The organism is Pandoraea terrigena, from assembly GCF_902459705.1.
GTDB classification, from domain to species: domain Bacteria; phylum Pseudomonadota; class Gammaproteobacteria; order Burkholderiales; family Burkholderiaceae; genus Pandoraea; species Pandoraea terrigena.
On the sequence record NZ_CABPRU010000002.1, the window covers coordinates 692476 to 708194 of the forward strand.

General features: G+C 63.8%; 14 protein-coding genes. 6 read left to right on the forward strand and 8 right to left on the reverse strand.

The window, feature by feature from the left end:
* Positions 1 to 84 precede the first annotated feature (84 nt).
* From PTE31013_RS07430 to yacG, 5 genes are all read left to right on the forward strand, one after another.
* Positions 85 to 1305, forward strand: coding sequence for a type II secretion system F family protein (locus PTE31013_RS07430; protein WP_150612138.1), 1221 nt, complete (start codon positions 85 to 87; stop codon positions 1303 to 1305).
* Positions 1302 to 2198, forward strand: a complete 897-nt coding sequence (locus tag PTE31013_RS07435; protein WP_150612139.1) for a prepilin peptidase — start codon at positions 1302 to 1304, stop codon at positions 2196 to 2198. Before PTE31013_RS07430 ends, PTE31013_RS07435 begins: the two co-directional genes overlap by 4 nt.
* Positions 2195 to 2809, forward strand: a complete 615-nt coding sequence (gene coaE / locus PTE31013_RS07440; RefSeq protein ID WP_150612140.1) for a dephospho-CoA kinase — start codon at positions 2195 to 2197, stop codon at positions 2807 to 2809. Before PTE31013_RS07435 ends, coaE begins: the two co-directional genes overlap by 4 nt.
* A gap of 152 nt (positions 2810 to 2961) precedes the next feature.
* Complete coding sequence (zapD, locus tag PTE31013_RS07445) at positions 2962 to 3717, forward strand: cell division protein ZapD (protein ID WP_150612141.1); 756 nt, start codon at positions 2962 to 2964, stop codon at positions 3715 to 3717.
* Between the two features lie 4 nt (positions 3718 to 3721).
* Complete coding sequence (gene yacG, locus PTE31013_RS07450) at positions 3722 to 3916, forward strand: DNA gyrase inhibitor YacG (protein WP_150612142.1); 195 nt, start codon at positions 3722 to 3724, stop codon at positions 3914 to 3916.
* A gap of 154 nt (positions 3917 to 4070) precedes the next feature.
* Here the strand turns inward: yacG and PTE31013_RS07455 are convergent, their stop codons facing one another.
* The 4 genes from PTE31013_RS07455 to secA all read right to left on the reverse strand — a co-directional run bounded on the left by PTE31013_RS07455 (position 4071) and on the right by secA (position 9909).
* Complete coding sequence (locus tag PTE31013_RS07455; protein WP_150612143.1) at positions 4071 to 4505, reverse strand: NUDIX domain-containing protein; 435 nt, start codon at positions 4503 to 4505, stop codon at positions 4071 to 4073.
* Positions 4506 to 4619: 114 nt separating this feature from the next.
* Entirely contained in the window at positions 4620 to 5501 is an 882-nt protein-coding gene (locus tag PTE31013_RS07460) for an ATP-binding protein (RefSeq protein ID WP_150612144.1), read from the reverse strand.
* 219 nt (positions 5502 to 5720) lie between these two features.
* Entirely contained in the window at positions 5721 to 6950 is a 1230-nt protein-coding gene (argJ, locus tag PTE31013_RS07465) for a bifunctional glutamate N-acetyltransferase/amino-acid acetyltransferase ArgJ (RefSeq protein ID WP_150612145.1), read from the reverse strand.
* A gap of 163 nt (positions 6951 to 7113) precedes the next feature.
* On the reverse strand, positions 7114 to 9909 hold the full coding sequence (gene secA / locus PTE31013_RS07470) for a preprotein translocase subunit SecA (RefSeq protein ID WP_150612146.1): 2796 nt from the start codon (positions 9907 to 9909) through the stop codon (positions 7114 to 7116).
* Between the two features lie 309 nt (positions 9910 to 10218).
* On the opposite strand from secA, the gene PTE31013_RS07475 reads away from it, so the two are divergent.
* Positions 10219 to 10686, forward strand: coding sequence for a DciA family protein (locus PTE31013_RS07475; protein ID WP_150612147.1), 468 nt, complete (start codon positions 10219 to 10221; stop codon positions 10684 to 10686).
* A gap of 143 nt (positions 10687 to 10829) precedes the next feature.
* On the opposite strand, the gene lpxC is transcribed toward PTE31013_RS07475, so the two are convergent.
* From lpxC to PTE31013_RS07495, 4 genes are all read right to left on the reverse strand, one after another.
* Positions 10830 to 11744, reverse strand: a complete 915-nt coding sequence (lpxC, locus tag PTE31013_RS07480; protein ID WP_150612148.1) for a UDP-3-O-acyl-N-acetylglucosamine deacetylase — start codon at positions 11742 to 11744, stop codon at positions 10830 to 10832.
* 539 nt (positions 11745 to 12283) lie between these two features.
* Entirely contained in the window at positions 12284 to 13474 is a 1191-nt protein-coding gene (ftsZ, locus tag PTE31013_RS07485; RefSeq protein WP_150612149.1) for a cell division protein FtsZ, read from the reverse strand.
* Between the two features lie 106 nt (positions 13475 to 13580).
* Positions 13581 to 14813 (reverse strand): cell division protein FtsA, encoded by a 1233-nt coding sequence (ftsA, locus tag PTE31013_RS07490; protein WP_150612150.1) that lies wholly within the window; start codon positions 14811 to 14813, stop codon positions 13581 to 13583.
* 22 nt (positions 14814 to 14835) lie between these two features.
* Positions 14836 to 15672 carry a cell division protein FtsQ/DivIB gene (locus tag PTE31013_RS07495; protein WP_150612151.1) on the reverse strand — a complete coding sequence of 279 codons (837 nt, stop codon included), beginning with the start codon at positions 15670 to 15672 and terminating at the stop codon, positions 14836 to 14838.
* Between the last annotated feature and the right edge of the window lie 47 nt (positions 15673 to 15719).

Sequence of the window (15719 nt, forward strand, 5' to 3'; positions counted from 1 at the left end):
GCTTGCATTGGCGCATGCAGCGCGCAAAGCCGCGGCGCGTTCACGCCGACCGTTGCGGTCCGTGACATCACGACGAGGTAGACCATGCCACGGATGACGCAACCCCGCCGCTGGCACTGGCAAGGTCGCGATGCCGATGGGCAGCACCGGCGCGGCGAGGTGATCGCCCACGGTGAAGCCGCCGCGCGTCTGCTGCTGCGCGGCCAGCGACTGACGATCCTGCGCTTGCGCCCGGGGCGCCGATACATCCCAGTGGGACGTGTCGGATCTGCCGATGCCACCGACCTGGTCCGGCGCCTGGCCACGTTGCTGGGTGCCGGTGTCCCGCTCACGCCGGCCCTCGACATCCTTGCCCGTGGCGCGCATACGCGAGGGCTTAAGCGGCTCGCATCCGACATCGGCCAGGACGTCAGGCGAGGGCATCCGTTGGCCCAGGCCATGGCGCGGGCCAGCCACCACTTCAGCGGCATCGACTGTCAGTTGATCGCCGCGGCTGAACTGAGCGGCCAGCTCGGCCCAACGCTGATGCGGCTAAGCGCACGCTACGATCACACCCGCAGCATGCGAGAAAAGCTCCAGCGCGCGCTCGCCTATCCATTGACGGTGTTGGGCGTCGCGTTGGCCGTTGTGATGGCGCTGCTGCAGTGGGTGATACCAGAGTTCGAGCGCCTGTTCGCCAGCGCCGCCGGGGGCGGCATGTCGCTGCCACCACTCACGCGCTGGCTCATCGACATTTCACGCGCCTCGCTGACGAGCGGGCCTTGGCTACTGGCTGGCCTGGGTGCCGCGGGGCTGGTTGTCGTGGCGGCGTTGCGCCGCAGCATGCGAATGCGGCGACTTCGGGATCGCCTGCGCTTACGACTGCCGGGCGCGGGCCGTATCCTGCGCATGTTGAGCGCCGCCCGGTGGGCCAGAACCCTTGGCACGTTGCTCGACGCGGGCGTCGCACTTCCCGACGCCATGGACGCGGCCGCGAGCGCATGCGGCAACCTCGTCATGCAGCGCGCGGCGCACGACGTTCACCGCGCGGTCGCGCGGGGAGGGCGTCTCGCGACCGCGCTCGAGGCCGATGCACACTGGCCCCTGGTCATCGCGCAACTGTGTGTGATCGGGGAGGAATCGGGTACACTCGGGCGCATGCTCAACCAGGCCGCTGGCCTGCTCGACGAAGACGCCTCGCACGCGCTGGTCAGTGCCTGTGCGACGCTGGAACCCATGATGATTACGTTTCTTGGCCTGCTGATCGGCGCCATGGTCCTCGCCATGTACCTGCCGATGTTCCAACTCGGATACGGTGTCGCATGAACGCCATGAACGCCATGAACGGTTACGCACAGCTGCTTCCGGTCGATTGGCTGGCACATTGGGAACCGCATTGGCGCTTCGCGCTGTTCGCCGTGATGGGCATTGTTGCCGGACTTGGCCTGGATGTCGTCGTCCGACGCGTGCCCGCCGCGATCGAACGGGCGTGGCTCGAAGAGATGCGGGCCGTCAATGCCCCGAACCCGTCGCCGCTGCGCGCGCCCTTGCATCAAGCCGCCCTGCCCAACGCGGCGTTGGCGCTGGCTGCGCCAAACGCTGCTTCACCGGCGGCTTCACCCGCCCCTTCACTTCCACCTTCGTCGCCCCCATTACCTGACACCGTACGGCCACGCCGCTGGCAGCTATCGCTGCTTAGCGGCGTACTGAGCGTCGCCGTTGCATGGCGCTTCGGTCCGACCTGGCAGAGCCTCGGCGCGCTCGGACTCGTCTGGACGCTCATTGCGCTCGCCTACATCGACTCCGACACGCAACTCCTGCCCGACGTCCTGACGCTGCCGCTGCTGTGGGCCGGCTTGCTGTGCAACCTCGGACACTGGTTCGCCGCGCTCCCGGCCGCGGTCATCGGGGCGGCGACGGGCTACCTGAGTCTATGGGCGCTGTATTGGGTGTACTGGTGGCTACGCCGGCGCGAAGGCATGGGCTTCGGCGACTTCAAGCTCTACGCGGCGCTGGGCGCCTGGTTCGGCTGGACCTCATTGCTCCAGATCCTGCTGCTGGCGTGTCTGCTCGCCATTGTCATCGCCGGCAGCGCATGGCTCATTGGACGACTGCGCAGCGACCAAATGTTTCCTTTCGGCGCGTTTCTCGCCGCGGCAGGCATCGCCACGCTGTTCGGCGGCAACGGCCTGATGATCTGGATTGGAGGAACGCCATGACTTACGCCATCGGCTTGACCGGCGGCATCGGCAGCGGCAAGACGACCGTCGCCAATCTGTTCGCCACACACGGCATCGCCATCATCGACACTGACGCCATTGCGCACGGCATCACCGCCCCCGGCGGCGCGGCCATGCCCGCGATCCGGCGCGAGTTCGGTGACGCGTTCGTCGCCCCGGACGGCTCGCTCGACCGCGCACGCATGCGCCATGCGGTCTTCACTGACGACGCCGCCAAGGCGCGTTTGGAGGCCATTACCCACCCGCTGATTCGCACGGAGTGCGAGCGTGCCGCCAGCGAAGCCAGAGGGCCGTATCTGATTTTCGTCGTGCCCCTGCTGGTGGAATCCGGTCAGTGGCGTGAACGCGTACAACGCGTGCTCGTCGTCGACTGCACCGAGCAGACACAAATCGCGCGCGTGATGTCACGTAACGGCTTCACGCGCGACCAGGTGCTGGCGATCATGGCGCGACAGGCGAGCCGGGCACAGCGGCTCGCCGCGGCCGACGACGTCATCGACAACGATGCCCAGCATGCGCCGCTCGCCCCGCAGGTCGACCGTTTGCACGCGGCGTATCTGAAGCTAGCGGCGCAGGCGGAAGGCCGTTGATCGACGTAGGCGGCTGCGTGAATGACGTTGCGCGTGACGTCGCGCGCACGCGCCACTGTCGATTGAGCGAGCACTCGCGTTGCGCCTCGACAGATTCCGGCATTAGAATGTCGCCATTACGCTGAAAAGCGCCAACTTCTGGGCCAACGCGCTTGATCCTGTACGAATATCCGCTCAACGAACGCATTCGCACGCTGCTTCGGCTGGAAGAGCTGTTCGGGCGCTTTGCCTTTTTCGTCGGGCAGGATCAGCCGCTCGATCATCACGCGGCGCTGATCACGATGTTCGAGATTGCCGACATCGCTGGACGTACCGACCTGAAGAACGAACTGGTCAAGGAACTCGACCGTCAGCGTCAGACGCTGACGACCTATCGCGGCAATCCCGACATTGCCTCGGACGCGCTCGAACAATTCATCGGCGAAGTCGAGCTGGCCATCGCGAACCTCAACCAGATTCCCGGCAAACCCGGCCAGCATCTGAACGACAACGAATGGCTCGCGAGCATCCGTAGTCGTTCGGTGATCCCGGGGGGCACATGCCGTTTTGACCTGCCGTCGTATTATGCCTGGCGTCACAACGATGCCGAGCAGCGCCGCCAGGACATCGACAAGTGGATCGGCCCGCTGTTTCCCATACGCGATGCCCTCAGCATCGTGCTGGGACTCGCCCGCGAGTCCGGTCACGCCAGCAAGGCGATGGCGCAGCAAGGCAGCTACCAGCAGATGCTGACCGGCCGTGTCTATCAGCTCATGCAGGTGCGTGTGGCGCCCGAACTCCGCGTCATCCCCGAAGCAAGCGCCAACAAGTACATGCTGTGGGTGCGCTTCACGACGCAGGACGGCGATCTCAAGCCGCGTCCGGTCGACAGCGACGTACCGTTCCTGCTCACACTCTGCAATCTCTAAAACCATGACGACCGTCGTCAACTGCCCGACCTGTGGCAAAAAGGTCGTTTGGGGACCACAGGCAAAGTTCCGCCCGTTCTGCTCGGAACGTTGCAAGCAGATCGACATAGGCGCCTGGGCGGCCGAGAAGTACACCATCCCTGCCGACGCGCCCGACGATCCCTCACAAGACGCCCCGCTCGATCCGACACAACGCTGACGCGCTGATACCGCACGGCGCGCGGGGGCGATAACCGTTCGCCCAATGCAAAAGGCACCCTCGTGGGTGCCTTTTGCCGTTCTGGGCGCACATCCAGGATGCGTGACGCCGCCGATCGATCGGCACGATCGACAGACAGCGTCGCGTACCGCCGCTACGACTTCGCGGCGATCTCCTCAGCGAGCCAGCTCAGGGGCGGCAGGGCCGCGGGCAACAGCGGCTCGACGCTCACCGGCGGACGCTGCCATGCCAGTGCCTGCCCTTCCTTGCCATGCGGCTCGCCCTGCCATGCGGTCACCTTGCAGAAATGCAGACGCACATAGGCATGGGGATAATCGTGTTCGAGGACGCGCCACGGCGCGCAGCGCTCCACCGTCACACCAAGTTCCTCGTGCAGCTCGCGCGCGAGCGCCGCAGCGACCGACTCGCCGGCTTCCAGCTTGCCGCCCGGAAACTCCCAATAGCCAGCGTACGGCTTACCCGCCGGACGCTGGCCGAGGAGCACCGAGCCATCCGCGCGCACCATCACGCCGACGGCCACTTCCGTGACAGGACGCCCATCGGGTGCATATCGTTTTGAATCTGTCATAGTCCTTCGCCATTCCTGCATCATCTGCGTCATCTGCGTCATCCGCGCTACCTGCTGAGTTTCCGGCCGGTCGGGACGTGGCCAATGGGCCAGGGTACCCCGCTCGCCGGCACGTTACGACGCGTGTGACGCGCTACGCTGCTTGCCCGCCCAATCGCGAGCAAACTGGAAGGCCACACGTCCCGAACGCGAACCGCGCTCCAGCGCCCAGATCAGCGCGTCATGACGCGCCGATTCCGTCTGATTGGCCGGCACGCCGAAATGTTGCAGCCAGTGACTGACGATCGTCAGGTAGTCGTCCTGTTTGAACGGATAGAAACTCACCCACAGCCCGAATCGCTCGGACAACGAGATCTTTTCCTCGATCACTTCGCCCGGATGAATCTCACCGTCTTCGGTGTGGCGATAGCTTTCGTTGTCCTTCATATACTCGGGCAACAGGTGACGGCGATTCGACGTCGCATAGATCAGCACATTGTCCGACTGCGCGGCCACCGAGCCGTCGAGCGCGACTTTCAGCGCCTTGTAGCCCGACTCGCCGTCCTCAAACGAGAGGTCGTCGCAGAACACCACGAAGCGCTCGGGACGCTGCGAAATCAGATCGACGATATCGCCCAGATCGACCAGATCATCCTTGTCCACTTCGATCAGGCGAAGACCCTCGGAGGCGTATTGATTCAGGCAGGCCTTGATCAACGACGACTTCCCCGTGCCACGCGCACCGGTCAGCAACACGTTGTTGGCCGGTTCGCCGCGTACGAACTGGCGCGTATTCTGTTCGATCAACCCTTTCTGGCGCTCGATATTCTGCAGATCGCCCAGCGTAATCGTCGACACATGCGCCACGGGTTGCAGGAACCCGCGCCCCTGCTTCTTACGCCAGCGAAACGCCATTGCGGCGCGCCAGTCGATCTCGGGAGCGGCCGGCGGCAACATCACCTCCAACCGGGCCAGCACGCCTTCCGCGCGCGTGAGGAACTGCTCCAGCTTGTCCATGCTTCGAAATCCCCGCGCCGCTCACGGGCGCTCGTGTCGATGCTTCGTCGTGTTGTGGTTTCCCGTCGCTGCGTGCCGTGGTGCTTTTGCCACCTGCCGGCGATAGGCCGATACTGCCGGCCGGCGCCACCGGCGCATGGTCGACGCCGGTCGGGCATCGACGCACTGCGCCGACGGCCTGCGCCCCCGGTGGGAGGCGGACGGCCGTCGCGTCAGGGCTCAGGAACGGTAATCTGCGTTGATGCTCACGTAGTCGTGCGAGAGGTCGCACGTCCATAGCGTTGTGGCGGCGTCGCCGCGGCCGAGCACCACACGTACCGTAATCTCGCTTTGCTTCATCACGCGCTGGCCGTCTTCCTCGCGGTAGTCGGCATTGCGGCCGCCCGCGCGGGCGACCAGCACGTCGTCAAGATAGAGGTCGATCTTGCTGACGTCGAGGTCGTCCACGCCCGCATAGCCGATCGCGGCCAGAATGCGGCCCAGATTCGGATCGGATGCGTAGAACGCCGTCTTCACCAGCGGCGAATGCCCGATGGCATAGGCAATCTGGCGACACTCGGCCACGTCACGGCCACCCTCGACCGTCACGGTGATGAATTTGGTCGCCCCTTCGCCGTCGCGCACGATGAGCTGCGCCAATTCCTGCGAGATCGACAGCAAAGCATCGCGGAAGGCGGCAAAGGCCGGCGTGTCCGTGCTGGCGATTTCCGGCAGATCGGTCTGGCCCGTGGCCGCCACGATGAACGAGTCATTGGTGGACGTATCGCCGTCGATGGTGATGGCGTTGAACGAGCGATCCGCCACGTACTTCACGAGCGCGTCGAGCACCGGCTGCGCCACGCGCGCGTTGGTCCCCACGAAGCCGAGCATGGTCGCCATGTTCGGCTTGATCATGCCCGCCCCCTTGCTGATCCCCGTGAGGACGAGGGTCTTGCCGTCGATCACGATCTCGCGCGACGCGGCTTTCGGCAGCGTGTCGGTCGTCATGATCGATTGCGCGGCCTCGTACCAGTGCGCGGGCGCCAGGTTCGCGATGGCTTGCGGCAGACCGGCAACCAGACGCTCGACCGGCAGCGGCTCCAGGATCACGCCCGTCGAGAACGGCAGGATCTGGTTCGGGTTGACCGACAGCAGCTTGGCGAGGGCGTCACACGTCGCACGCGTGGCGACCATGCCGGGTTCGCCGGTGCCCGCGTTGGCGTTCCCCGTATTGACAACCAGCGCGCGAATGCCCGCTCGGGCGGCCAGATGCGTCTTGCAGACCGTCACCGGCGCGGCGCAAAAGCGGTTCGTCGTAAAAACACCTGACACCGTGCTACCGGCGGCCAGTCGCATGACCAGCACGTCCTTACGGTTCGGCTTGCGGATATTGGCTTCGGCCCAGCCCAGCTCGACGCCGGGAACGGCGCGCAGTTGGGAGGCTTCGATCGAGGGGAAATTGACGGCCATGTGGGTTCGCCCGCGAGGAATAAGCGTGACAGCTCCCGCCCTGGCGATGTCGGCACGACACGCCGCCGGGGCGGCGGTTGATCGGTGCGGCCGGTCGAAAAACCGGCGCTACAAACGACGCGGCGCCGATCCTGAGTCGGCGCCGCGTCGATCGCTTCACATCTTAAGACAGTTTGCCGTGGCAGTGCTTGAATTTCTTGCCGCTGCCGCACGGGCACGGATCGTTGCGGCCCACCTTCGGCAGCAACTCGCCGCCGGCCACCGCCGCACTGGCCGCCCTGGCCAGTGCCGAGACCACCGGACGCCCTGCGTCTTCGTCGATCGCGCCGTCGCCGCCTACCGTCTCGAGTTCGTCGTGTTTGAACTCGACGTTGACCAGACCGCCCGCGCTGTCGTCGAGCGCTTCGGTCGCCTGCTCGAGTTCTTCCTGCGACTGGATACGCACGTTCATGATGACGCGCGTGACTTCGAGCTTGATGGTCTCGAGCAACTGCGCGAACAGTTCGAAGGCTTCGCGCTTGTATTCCTGCTTCGGATTCTTCTGTGCGTAACCGCGCAGATGGATGCCCTGACGCAGGTGGTCCAGCGCCGCCAGGTGCTCGCGCCAGTTGGAATCCACGCTTTGGAGCATGACCGAGCGCTCGAATCCGGAGAACGACTCACGCCCCACCAGCTCGACCTTACCTTGATAGGACGCTTCGGCCGCGTCCATCACTTCCTTGAGGATGTCCTCGTCGTCGATTTCTTCGGTGCCTTCGATACGCGACTGCAGCGGCAAATCGAGCTGCCACTCTTCGCGCAGCACTGTCTCCAGCCCCTTCAGGTCCCACTGCTCTTCGACGGTACCGGCCGGCACGTAGGTGCGCACCAGATCTTCGAACACGCTCTGGCGCATGCCCACGATGGTTTCCGAGACATCTTGCGCTTCGAGCAGTTCATTACGCTGCTGGTAGATCACCTTGCGCTGATCGTTGGACACGTCGTCATACTCGAGCAGTTGCTTACGCACGTCGAAGTTGCGCGCTTCGACCTTGCGCTGCGCTGACTCGATCGAGCGCGTGACGATGCCGGCTTCAATGGCTTCGCCTTCCGGCATCTTCAGGCGATCCATGATCGCGCGCACACGGTCGCCCGCGAAAATGCGCAACAGCGGATCTTCCAGCGACAGGTAGAAACGCGACGAGCCCGGATCCCCCTGACGCCCCGAACGGCCGCGCAACTGGTTGTCGATACGACGTGATTCGTGACGCTCGGTGCCGATGATGTGCAAACCGCCGGCTGTCTTCACCTGCTCGTGCAGGCCCTGCCATTCGTCCTGCAATTGCTGGATGCGGGCTTCCTTGTCCGCTTCGGACAGGCTCGCATCCATTTCGATGAAGCTCGACTGCTTCTCGACGTTACCGCCCAGCACGATGTCCGTACCGCGACCGGCCATGTTGGTGGCGATGGTAATGACGCCCGGGCGGCCCGCCTGCGCGACGATCTCGGCTTCGCGGGCGTGTTGCTTGGCGTTGAGTACCTGATGCGGCAGCTTCTGGCTCGTCAGCAGTTGCGAGAGATACTCCGACGTCTCGATCGATGTCGTGCCCACCAGCACCGGCTGGCCACGTTGCACGCAATCGCGGATGTCCTTGATGACCGCGTCGTACTTTTCCTTGGCCGTCTTGTAGATCTGATCCTGACGGTCGATCCGCTTGGGCGTACGGTTGGTCGGGACCACCACCGTCTCCAGACGGTAGATTTCGTTGAATTCGAATGCTTCGGTATCCGCCGTTCCCGTCATGCCCGAGAGCTTGGCGTACATGCGGAAGTAGTTCTGGAACGTGATCGACGCCAGCGTCTGGTTCTCATGCTGGATCGAGACCCGCTCCTTCGCTTCCACCGCCTGGTGCAGACCTTCGGACCAGCGACGGCCAGCCATCAGGCGGCCGGTGAACTCGTCGACGATGACGATCTCGTCGTTCTGCACCACATAGTGCTGATCCTTGTGGAACAGCGTGTGCGCGCGCAGGGCGGCATACACGTGGTGCATCAGCGTGATGTTCTGCGGCGCGTAGAGGCTGTCGCCTCCGACGATCATGCCCCACTCCGCGAGCAATTGCTCAGCCTTCTCGTGGCCGCTCTCGGTCAGGAAGACCTGACGCGCCTTTTCGTCGAGCGTGTAGTCGCCTGGCACCTCGACCCCCGTGCCGTCCGACTTCTCTTCACCGATCTGGCGCTCGAGCATCGCCGGCAAGCGATCCATCTTCACGTACAGCTCGGTGTGATCTTCGGCCTGGCCGGAGATGATGAGCGGCGTGCGCGCCTCGTCGATCAGGATCGAGTCCACTTCGTCGACGATGGCGTAGTTCAGTGTGCGCTGCACCCGCTGCTCGGTCTCATAGACCATGTTGTCGCGCAGGTAGTCGAAGCCGAACTCGTTGTTCGTGCCGTACGTGATGTCGGCCGCGTACGCCGTCTGCTTCTCATCGTGCGGCATCTGCGACAGGTTGATCCCCACCGACAGGCCCAGGAAGTTGTACAGACGCGCCATCCACTCGGCGTCGCGCTGTGCCAGGTAGTCGTTGACGGTCACGACGTGCACGCCCTTGCCCGAGAGCGCGTTCAGATAGGCGGGCAAGGTCGCGACGAGCGTCTTGCCTTCGCCCGTGCGCATTTCGGCAATCTTGCCGAAATGCAGCACCATGCCACCGATCAGTTGAACATCGAAGTGGCGCATCTTGAGGACGCGCTTGCCGGCTTCGCGGCACACGGCAAAGGCTTCGACGAGCAACGAATCCACGCTCGCCCCCTGGGCGATGCGTTGCTTGAATTCCTCGGTCTTGCCGCGCAGTTGCTCATCGCTCAGTTGGGCGATCTGCGGCTCGAGGGCGTTGATCGCCGTGACGGTTTTCTGGTACTGCTTGATAAGCCGCTGGTTACGGCTGCCAAATACTTTTTTAAGAAGACCGGGAATCATCGGATCACTGGTTAGGGCGGCAAATGTCGTTCGCAATCATGCAGTCGGTTGGCGAGCAGAACGGGGAGCGCTTCCGGGGTCGTGCCCCAAGCGTGCCGAACCGCCCGACGCGCCTGCGCGCTGCGGGTCACCGGTGTTTGGCACTTGGGCCTCGCTCCGGTTCGATACCTATACTAAAAAATGGATTCTAGCATGCTGTCGCGGCGCGTCCCGCCGGCCTCCAACGCCGGCCACCCGGTGTTTTCAGCGCCCGGGCCGAGGTGACGCCCGATGGCGGGGTAAAATACGCGGCAACCTCTGTCTCATCATATGAAACGACCCAAAGCCCCCCGCGTTGCCCGCCCGCTCACCGACTTGCTTGGCGCATCCGACGGCGCCGGCTCTTTGCTGGTCGCTGCCGAACAGCTCGGCCGACTTGAGCGGGACGTTCACGCGTTGCTGCCTGCGGCGCTCGCTGGCAGTGTCCGGCTGGCGCCACCGCGCGAGGGGGCGTTGGTCTTCCTCGTCGCCAACAATGCGCTAGCCGCGCGACTGCGCCAGCAAACGCCATCGCTGATCGAGGGTCTCGCAACGCGCGGCTGGCTGATCCGCACGATCCGGATCCGTGTGAGCATCACCGCGCCTGAGCCTCAGAAGCCCCCCAAGGAAGCCCGCCTGTCTCGGCAGGGTCTGGTCAGCCTGCGCGATCTGCGCGATGCGCTGGAGCCGTCTCCGCTTCGCGACGCGCTCGCCCGCCTGGTTGCCCGGCATTCCTACGGCGGCCCGCGCAAGCCCTGAATCCGGCCGGCGCCGCGCCACGATTCATTCAAACGCAACGCCAATTCGGCGCGCGCGTCAAATAAAAAAGCGCCGAATCGACGGCGCTTTCGTTTTGTTACTTTCACGCCCCAACCCGCGGCGCTTCATCGCTGCTGCGTGATCTACGCGAACTGCGTCTGAGGTTCGAACTGGAAGCCGCGTGGCGCGTCTTCTGCATGCTCGAACGTGACAACTTCGTAGGCTTCCTGTGCGAGAAGCTCGCGCAAGAGCTGGTTGTTCAGACCATGCCCCGACTTGTACGCCGTGTAGGACGCCAGCAGCGGATGACCAATCACATACAGGTCGCCGATAGCGTCGAGCATCTTGTGCTTCACGAACTCGTCGTCGTAGCGCAGACCGTCGTTGTTCAGGATGCGGTACTCATCAAGCACGATGGCGTTGTCCATGCTGCCGCCGCGCGCCAGGCCCAGTTCGCGCAGCATCTCGACTTCATGCGCAAAACCGAACGTGCGGGCACGCGCGATTTCCTTCGCGTAAGACGTATCGGCAAAGTCGATCTCGAGCGCCTGGCCGGTGCGATCGACCGCCGGGTGACGGAAGTCGATGGTGAACTTGAGCTTGAAGCCCTCGTACGGTTCGAGACGGGCAAACTTGTCACCTTCGCGAATCTCGATCGGTTTCGTCACGCGAATGAATTTCTTGGCGGCCGCCTGCTCTTCGATGCCGGCCGACTGAATCAGGAAGACGAACGTTGCGGCGCTGCCATCCATGATCGGAATTTCTTCGGCCGTCACGTCGACATACAGGTTGTCGATGCCCAGCCCCGCGCATGCCGACATCAGGTGCTCCACGGTGGACACCCGCGCTCCCTCCTTCTGCAACACCGACGCAAGACGCGTGTCGCCAATCGCCATCGCCGACGCCGGAATCTCCACAGGAGGATTCAGATCGGTACGGCAGAAGACGATGCCCGTGTTGGGCGGCGCCGGACGCAGCGACAACTCGACCTTGCGACCGGAGTGCAAGCCGATGCCGACTGTCTTGGCGATGGATTTGAGAGTGCGCTGCTTGAGCATGCTATTTATTAAAACTATCGAACACTTGTGACCATAGATGTAATTATACCAGATTGACGCCTTCCTCGCTGTGCCACAAACGCAACGCTTCGTTACTAAACATTTTGATTTCTGCCCCATCGATCGGTCGACACCCATATCACGAGACGAAATAGGCCGTTTCAAAGATCAACGTCAGGCCAGAGGCCGGGCATCGCCCATTTTCGGGGCACCCCGGCCGCCGCGACGGAGGCATGCCGCAGCGGTCGGGGGTCAGATCCGCGAGACCGGGTCAGGGATCCCGAACGCTTACCCGTAACGTTCGTGACCTGTGATGCGTGGATACCGCTTGCGACCCTGGTTGTCGCAGCCACACGGTATCTCGCGCCTTCACAACCTCGCCGTATCGTCATTCGGACTCGTACCGCGACGCGCCATCCCCACGCCACATGGCATGGTCACTGGAGCGACGACGAACCCTCACGACGACCTGCGTAGGCCTCGCGATTCCCAAGGTGCGGCGGCACCAGGCACTGGCACCTGGCCCGCGCGCGACCCTGTCAGTCGGCTTGCTTGCGCAGGAAAGCCGGAATGTCGTACGTGTCGACACCCTTCTCCTGCAACGCGGCAACGTGCGACGCCGCGGTCTCGCGCGTGCTGCGCCACACGGCCGGCGTATCGAGCGCGCCGTAGTCGGTACCGCCCGCCTGGCCGACATTCGGCACGTGGCCGCTGGCGATCGGCATGTTGTCGGTACCGGTCTTGAGCAGCGTCATCGGGGCAGCAGCCTTCTTCGCGACAGCACGGCCCAGGCCGGTTGCCACGACGGTCACACGCAGTGCATCGCCCATCTTGTCGTCATAGACGGTACCGAAAATCACGGTCGCGTCTTCGGCGGCGTAGCTCTTGATGGTGTTCATCACTTCACGCGTTTCCGACAGACGCAGCGAACGCGATGCCGTGATGTTGACCAGCACGCCGCGCGCGCCCGACAGGTCCACGCCTTCGAGCAACGGGCTCGCCACCGCTTGCTCCGCGGCCAGCCGCGCACGATCGACACCGGCCACGGTTGCCGTGCCCATCATGGCCTTGCCTTGCTCGCCCATCACCGTCTTCACGTCTTCAAAGTCGACGTTCACCAGACCGTCAACATTGATGATTTCGGCGATGCCGGCCACGGCGTTATGCAGCACATCGTCGGCGCACTGGAAGCACTTGTCCATCTCGGCGTCGTCGCCCATGACTTCGAACAGCTTGTCATTGAGCACAACGATCAACGAGTCGACGTTGTCTTCCAGTTCCTGCGCGCCGTTCTCGGCCACGCGCATGCGCTTGCCGCCTTCGAACTCGAACGGTTTCGAGACCACGCCCACGGTCAGAATGCCCATTTCCTTGGCAATCTGCGCCACGACCGGTGCCGCGCCCGTGCCGGTACCGCCACCCATGCCGGCGGTGATGAACACCATGTGTGCGCCACGCAGGGCATCGGCCACGCGCTCGCGGGCTTCCTCCGCCGCGGCATGGCCCATCTCCGGCTTGGCGCCTGCGCCCAGACCCGTCTTGCCGAGCTGGATGTTCACGCTGGCCTGCGAACGACCGAGCGCTTGGGCGTCCGTGTTCATGGCGATGAAGTCCACGCCTTGCACACCCCGGTTGATCATGTGCTGGACGGCATTGCCGCCAGCGCCACCAACACCCACCACCTTGATGATGGTGCCGTTGGTTTCCGTTTCCAACATTTCAAAGTTCATAGCGCCTCCAGTGATTAAAAAGCAGATCCGGTACTGCTGGCCACGTGCGGCTCGGGTAAGCCACGCGTGTTTTCAATTCCGAATCCACACCCCTCAAAAAACACCATTAAAAATTGCTGAAAAACCAGTCGCGCATGCGCGTCCAGACCTGGTTCGCCTGTCCCGACTGCACCGCGACCTTGCGCCCGCGCATGCGTTGGGAACGTCCTTCGAGCAGCAGGCCCATCGCGGTCGCGTAGCGCGGGCTGCGCACCACGTCCGCCAGACCGCCGGCATACTCCGGCACGCCAATGCGCACCGGCTTGAGGAAGATGTCCTCGCCCAGCTCGACCATGCCAGGCATCATTGCCGCACCGCCCGTGAGCACGATGCCCGAGGACAGCAGTTCTTCGTAACCCGATTCGCGCACCACCTGCTGCACCAGCGAGAACAGCTCTTCGACGCGTGGTTCGATCACCGCGGCCAGCGCCTGACGCGAGAGCGTGCGCGGACCACGCTCGCCCAGCCCCGGCACTTCGATCATCTCGTCCGGATCGGCCAGCGATTGCTTCGCGATGCCGTGCTGAATCTTGATATCTTCAGCATCCGGTGTCGGCGTGCGCACCGCCATCGCAATGTCGCTCGTGATCTGATCGCCCGCGATCGGAATCACGGCCGTATGACGTATCGCGCCTTCGCTGAAGATCGCGATATCGGTCGTGCCGCCACCGATGTCGATCAGCACCACGCCCAGTTCCTTCTCGTCTTCGGTGAGCACCGAAATGCTCGATGCGAGCGGTTGCAGAATCAGATCGTTGACCTCCAGGCCGCAACGGCGCACGCACTTCACGATGTTCTGCGCCGCCGAGACCGCGCCGGTCACGATATGCACCTTCACTTCGAGACGGATGCCGCTCATGCCGATCGGCTCGCGCACGTCTTCCTGACCGTCGATGATGAATTCCTGCGTGAGGATGTGCAGCACCTGCTGGTCGGTCGGGATGTTGATCGCCTTGGCCGTCTCGATGACGCGCGCCACGTCGGTTTGCGTCACCTCCTTGTCCTTGATCGCCACCATGCCGCTCGAGTTGAAACTGCGAATGTGGCTGCCGGCGATGCCCGTGAACACATTGGTGATCTTGCAGTCGGCCATCAGCTCGGCTTCTTCAAGCGCACGCTGGATGGACTGCACCGTGGCCTCGATGTTCACCACGACGCCCTTTTTCAGCCCCCGCGATTCGCTTTGGCCAAGGCCGATCACTTCGTAGCGGCCTTCAGGGCGCAGTTCGGCCACCACCGCCACGACTTTCGACGTGCCGATATCGAGGGCGACCAACAGATCCTTGTAATCTTTGCTCATAGCGTGTGTAAGTCCTGAAGTCTCACTGGCTTCGCTTCTGCCGCGCGGCAGGTTGCGCAACGGCCGGCTTTTGCGAATCCCGCTTTTGCACCGGTGTCGCGGCAAGCTTCTTGGCCTGTTCTTCGCTCAAGAAACGCATGCCCGCTGCACGCACTGCAAAACCGTTCGGGTAACGCAGATCGGCATACTCGATCTGATTTCCCCAGCGCGCCGCTACCTGCGGATACGCTTGTACGAAACGCCTGCTGCGTGTGGCGAGGGATTCGGGCGAACGCTCCCTTCCCAGTGCCAGTTGCACGCCCCCCGTGAGCCGCACGCCCCATGCGTAACGATTCGACAGCGTGACCGCTTCGGGTTTCATTTTCAGCGGCGCGAACCACCTCACGAAGTCGTAGTACCGCGCCGTCACATCCTTCTCGCTGCCCGCCGGGCCGGCGAACTCGGGCAGCTTGCCGTCGTCCTCGGCTTCGGCCAGGTTCGCCGCGAACAGTTCGCCGTCCACGCTCACCAGACGGCCATCGTTCCATGTGGCCAGCGGCTTGTACTCCTCGATCGTCACCGCGAGCTGGTTCGGCCAGACGCGCCGCACACTCGCATGACGCACCCAAGGCACGGCTTCGAAGGCCGCTCGCGTGGCGTCCAGGTCGATCGTGAAAAAATTGCCCTTGAGGCGCGACACGGCGTTCGCACGCAAGGTCGGACCATTGATGTGCGACACGTCCCCGTCGATGCGCACCGCCTTGAGCGTAAAGATCGGCCGCTGAATCAACCAATAGCCCCCCGCAGCGAGCGCCGCCAGCACGACGAGTGCGACGAGCGCACTCGCGATGGCGTTGAGCAGGCGTACGTTTTGCCACATGGCGATTTGCTTTCCGTATCGAGGCGTTCTTCAACGCGTTCAAGGTT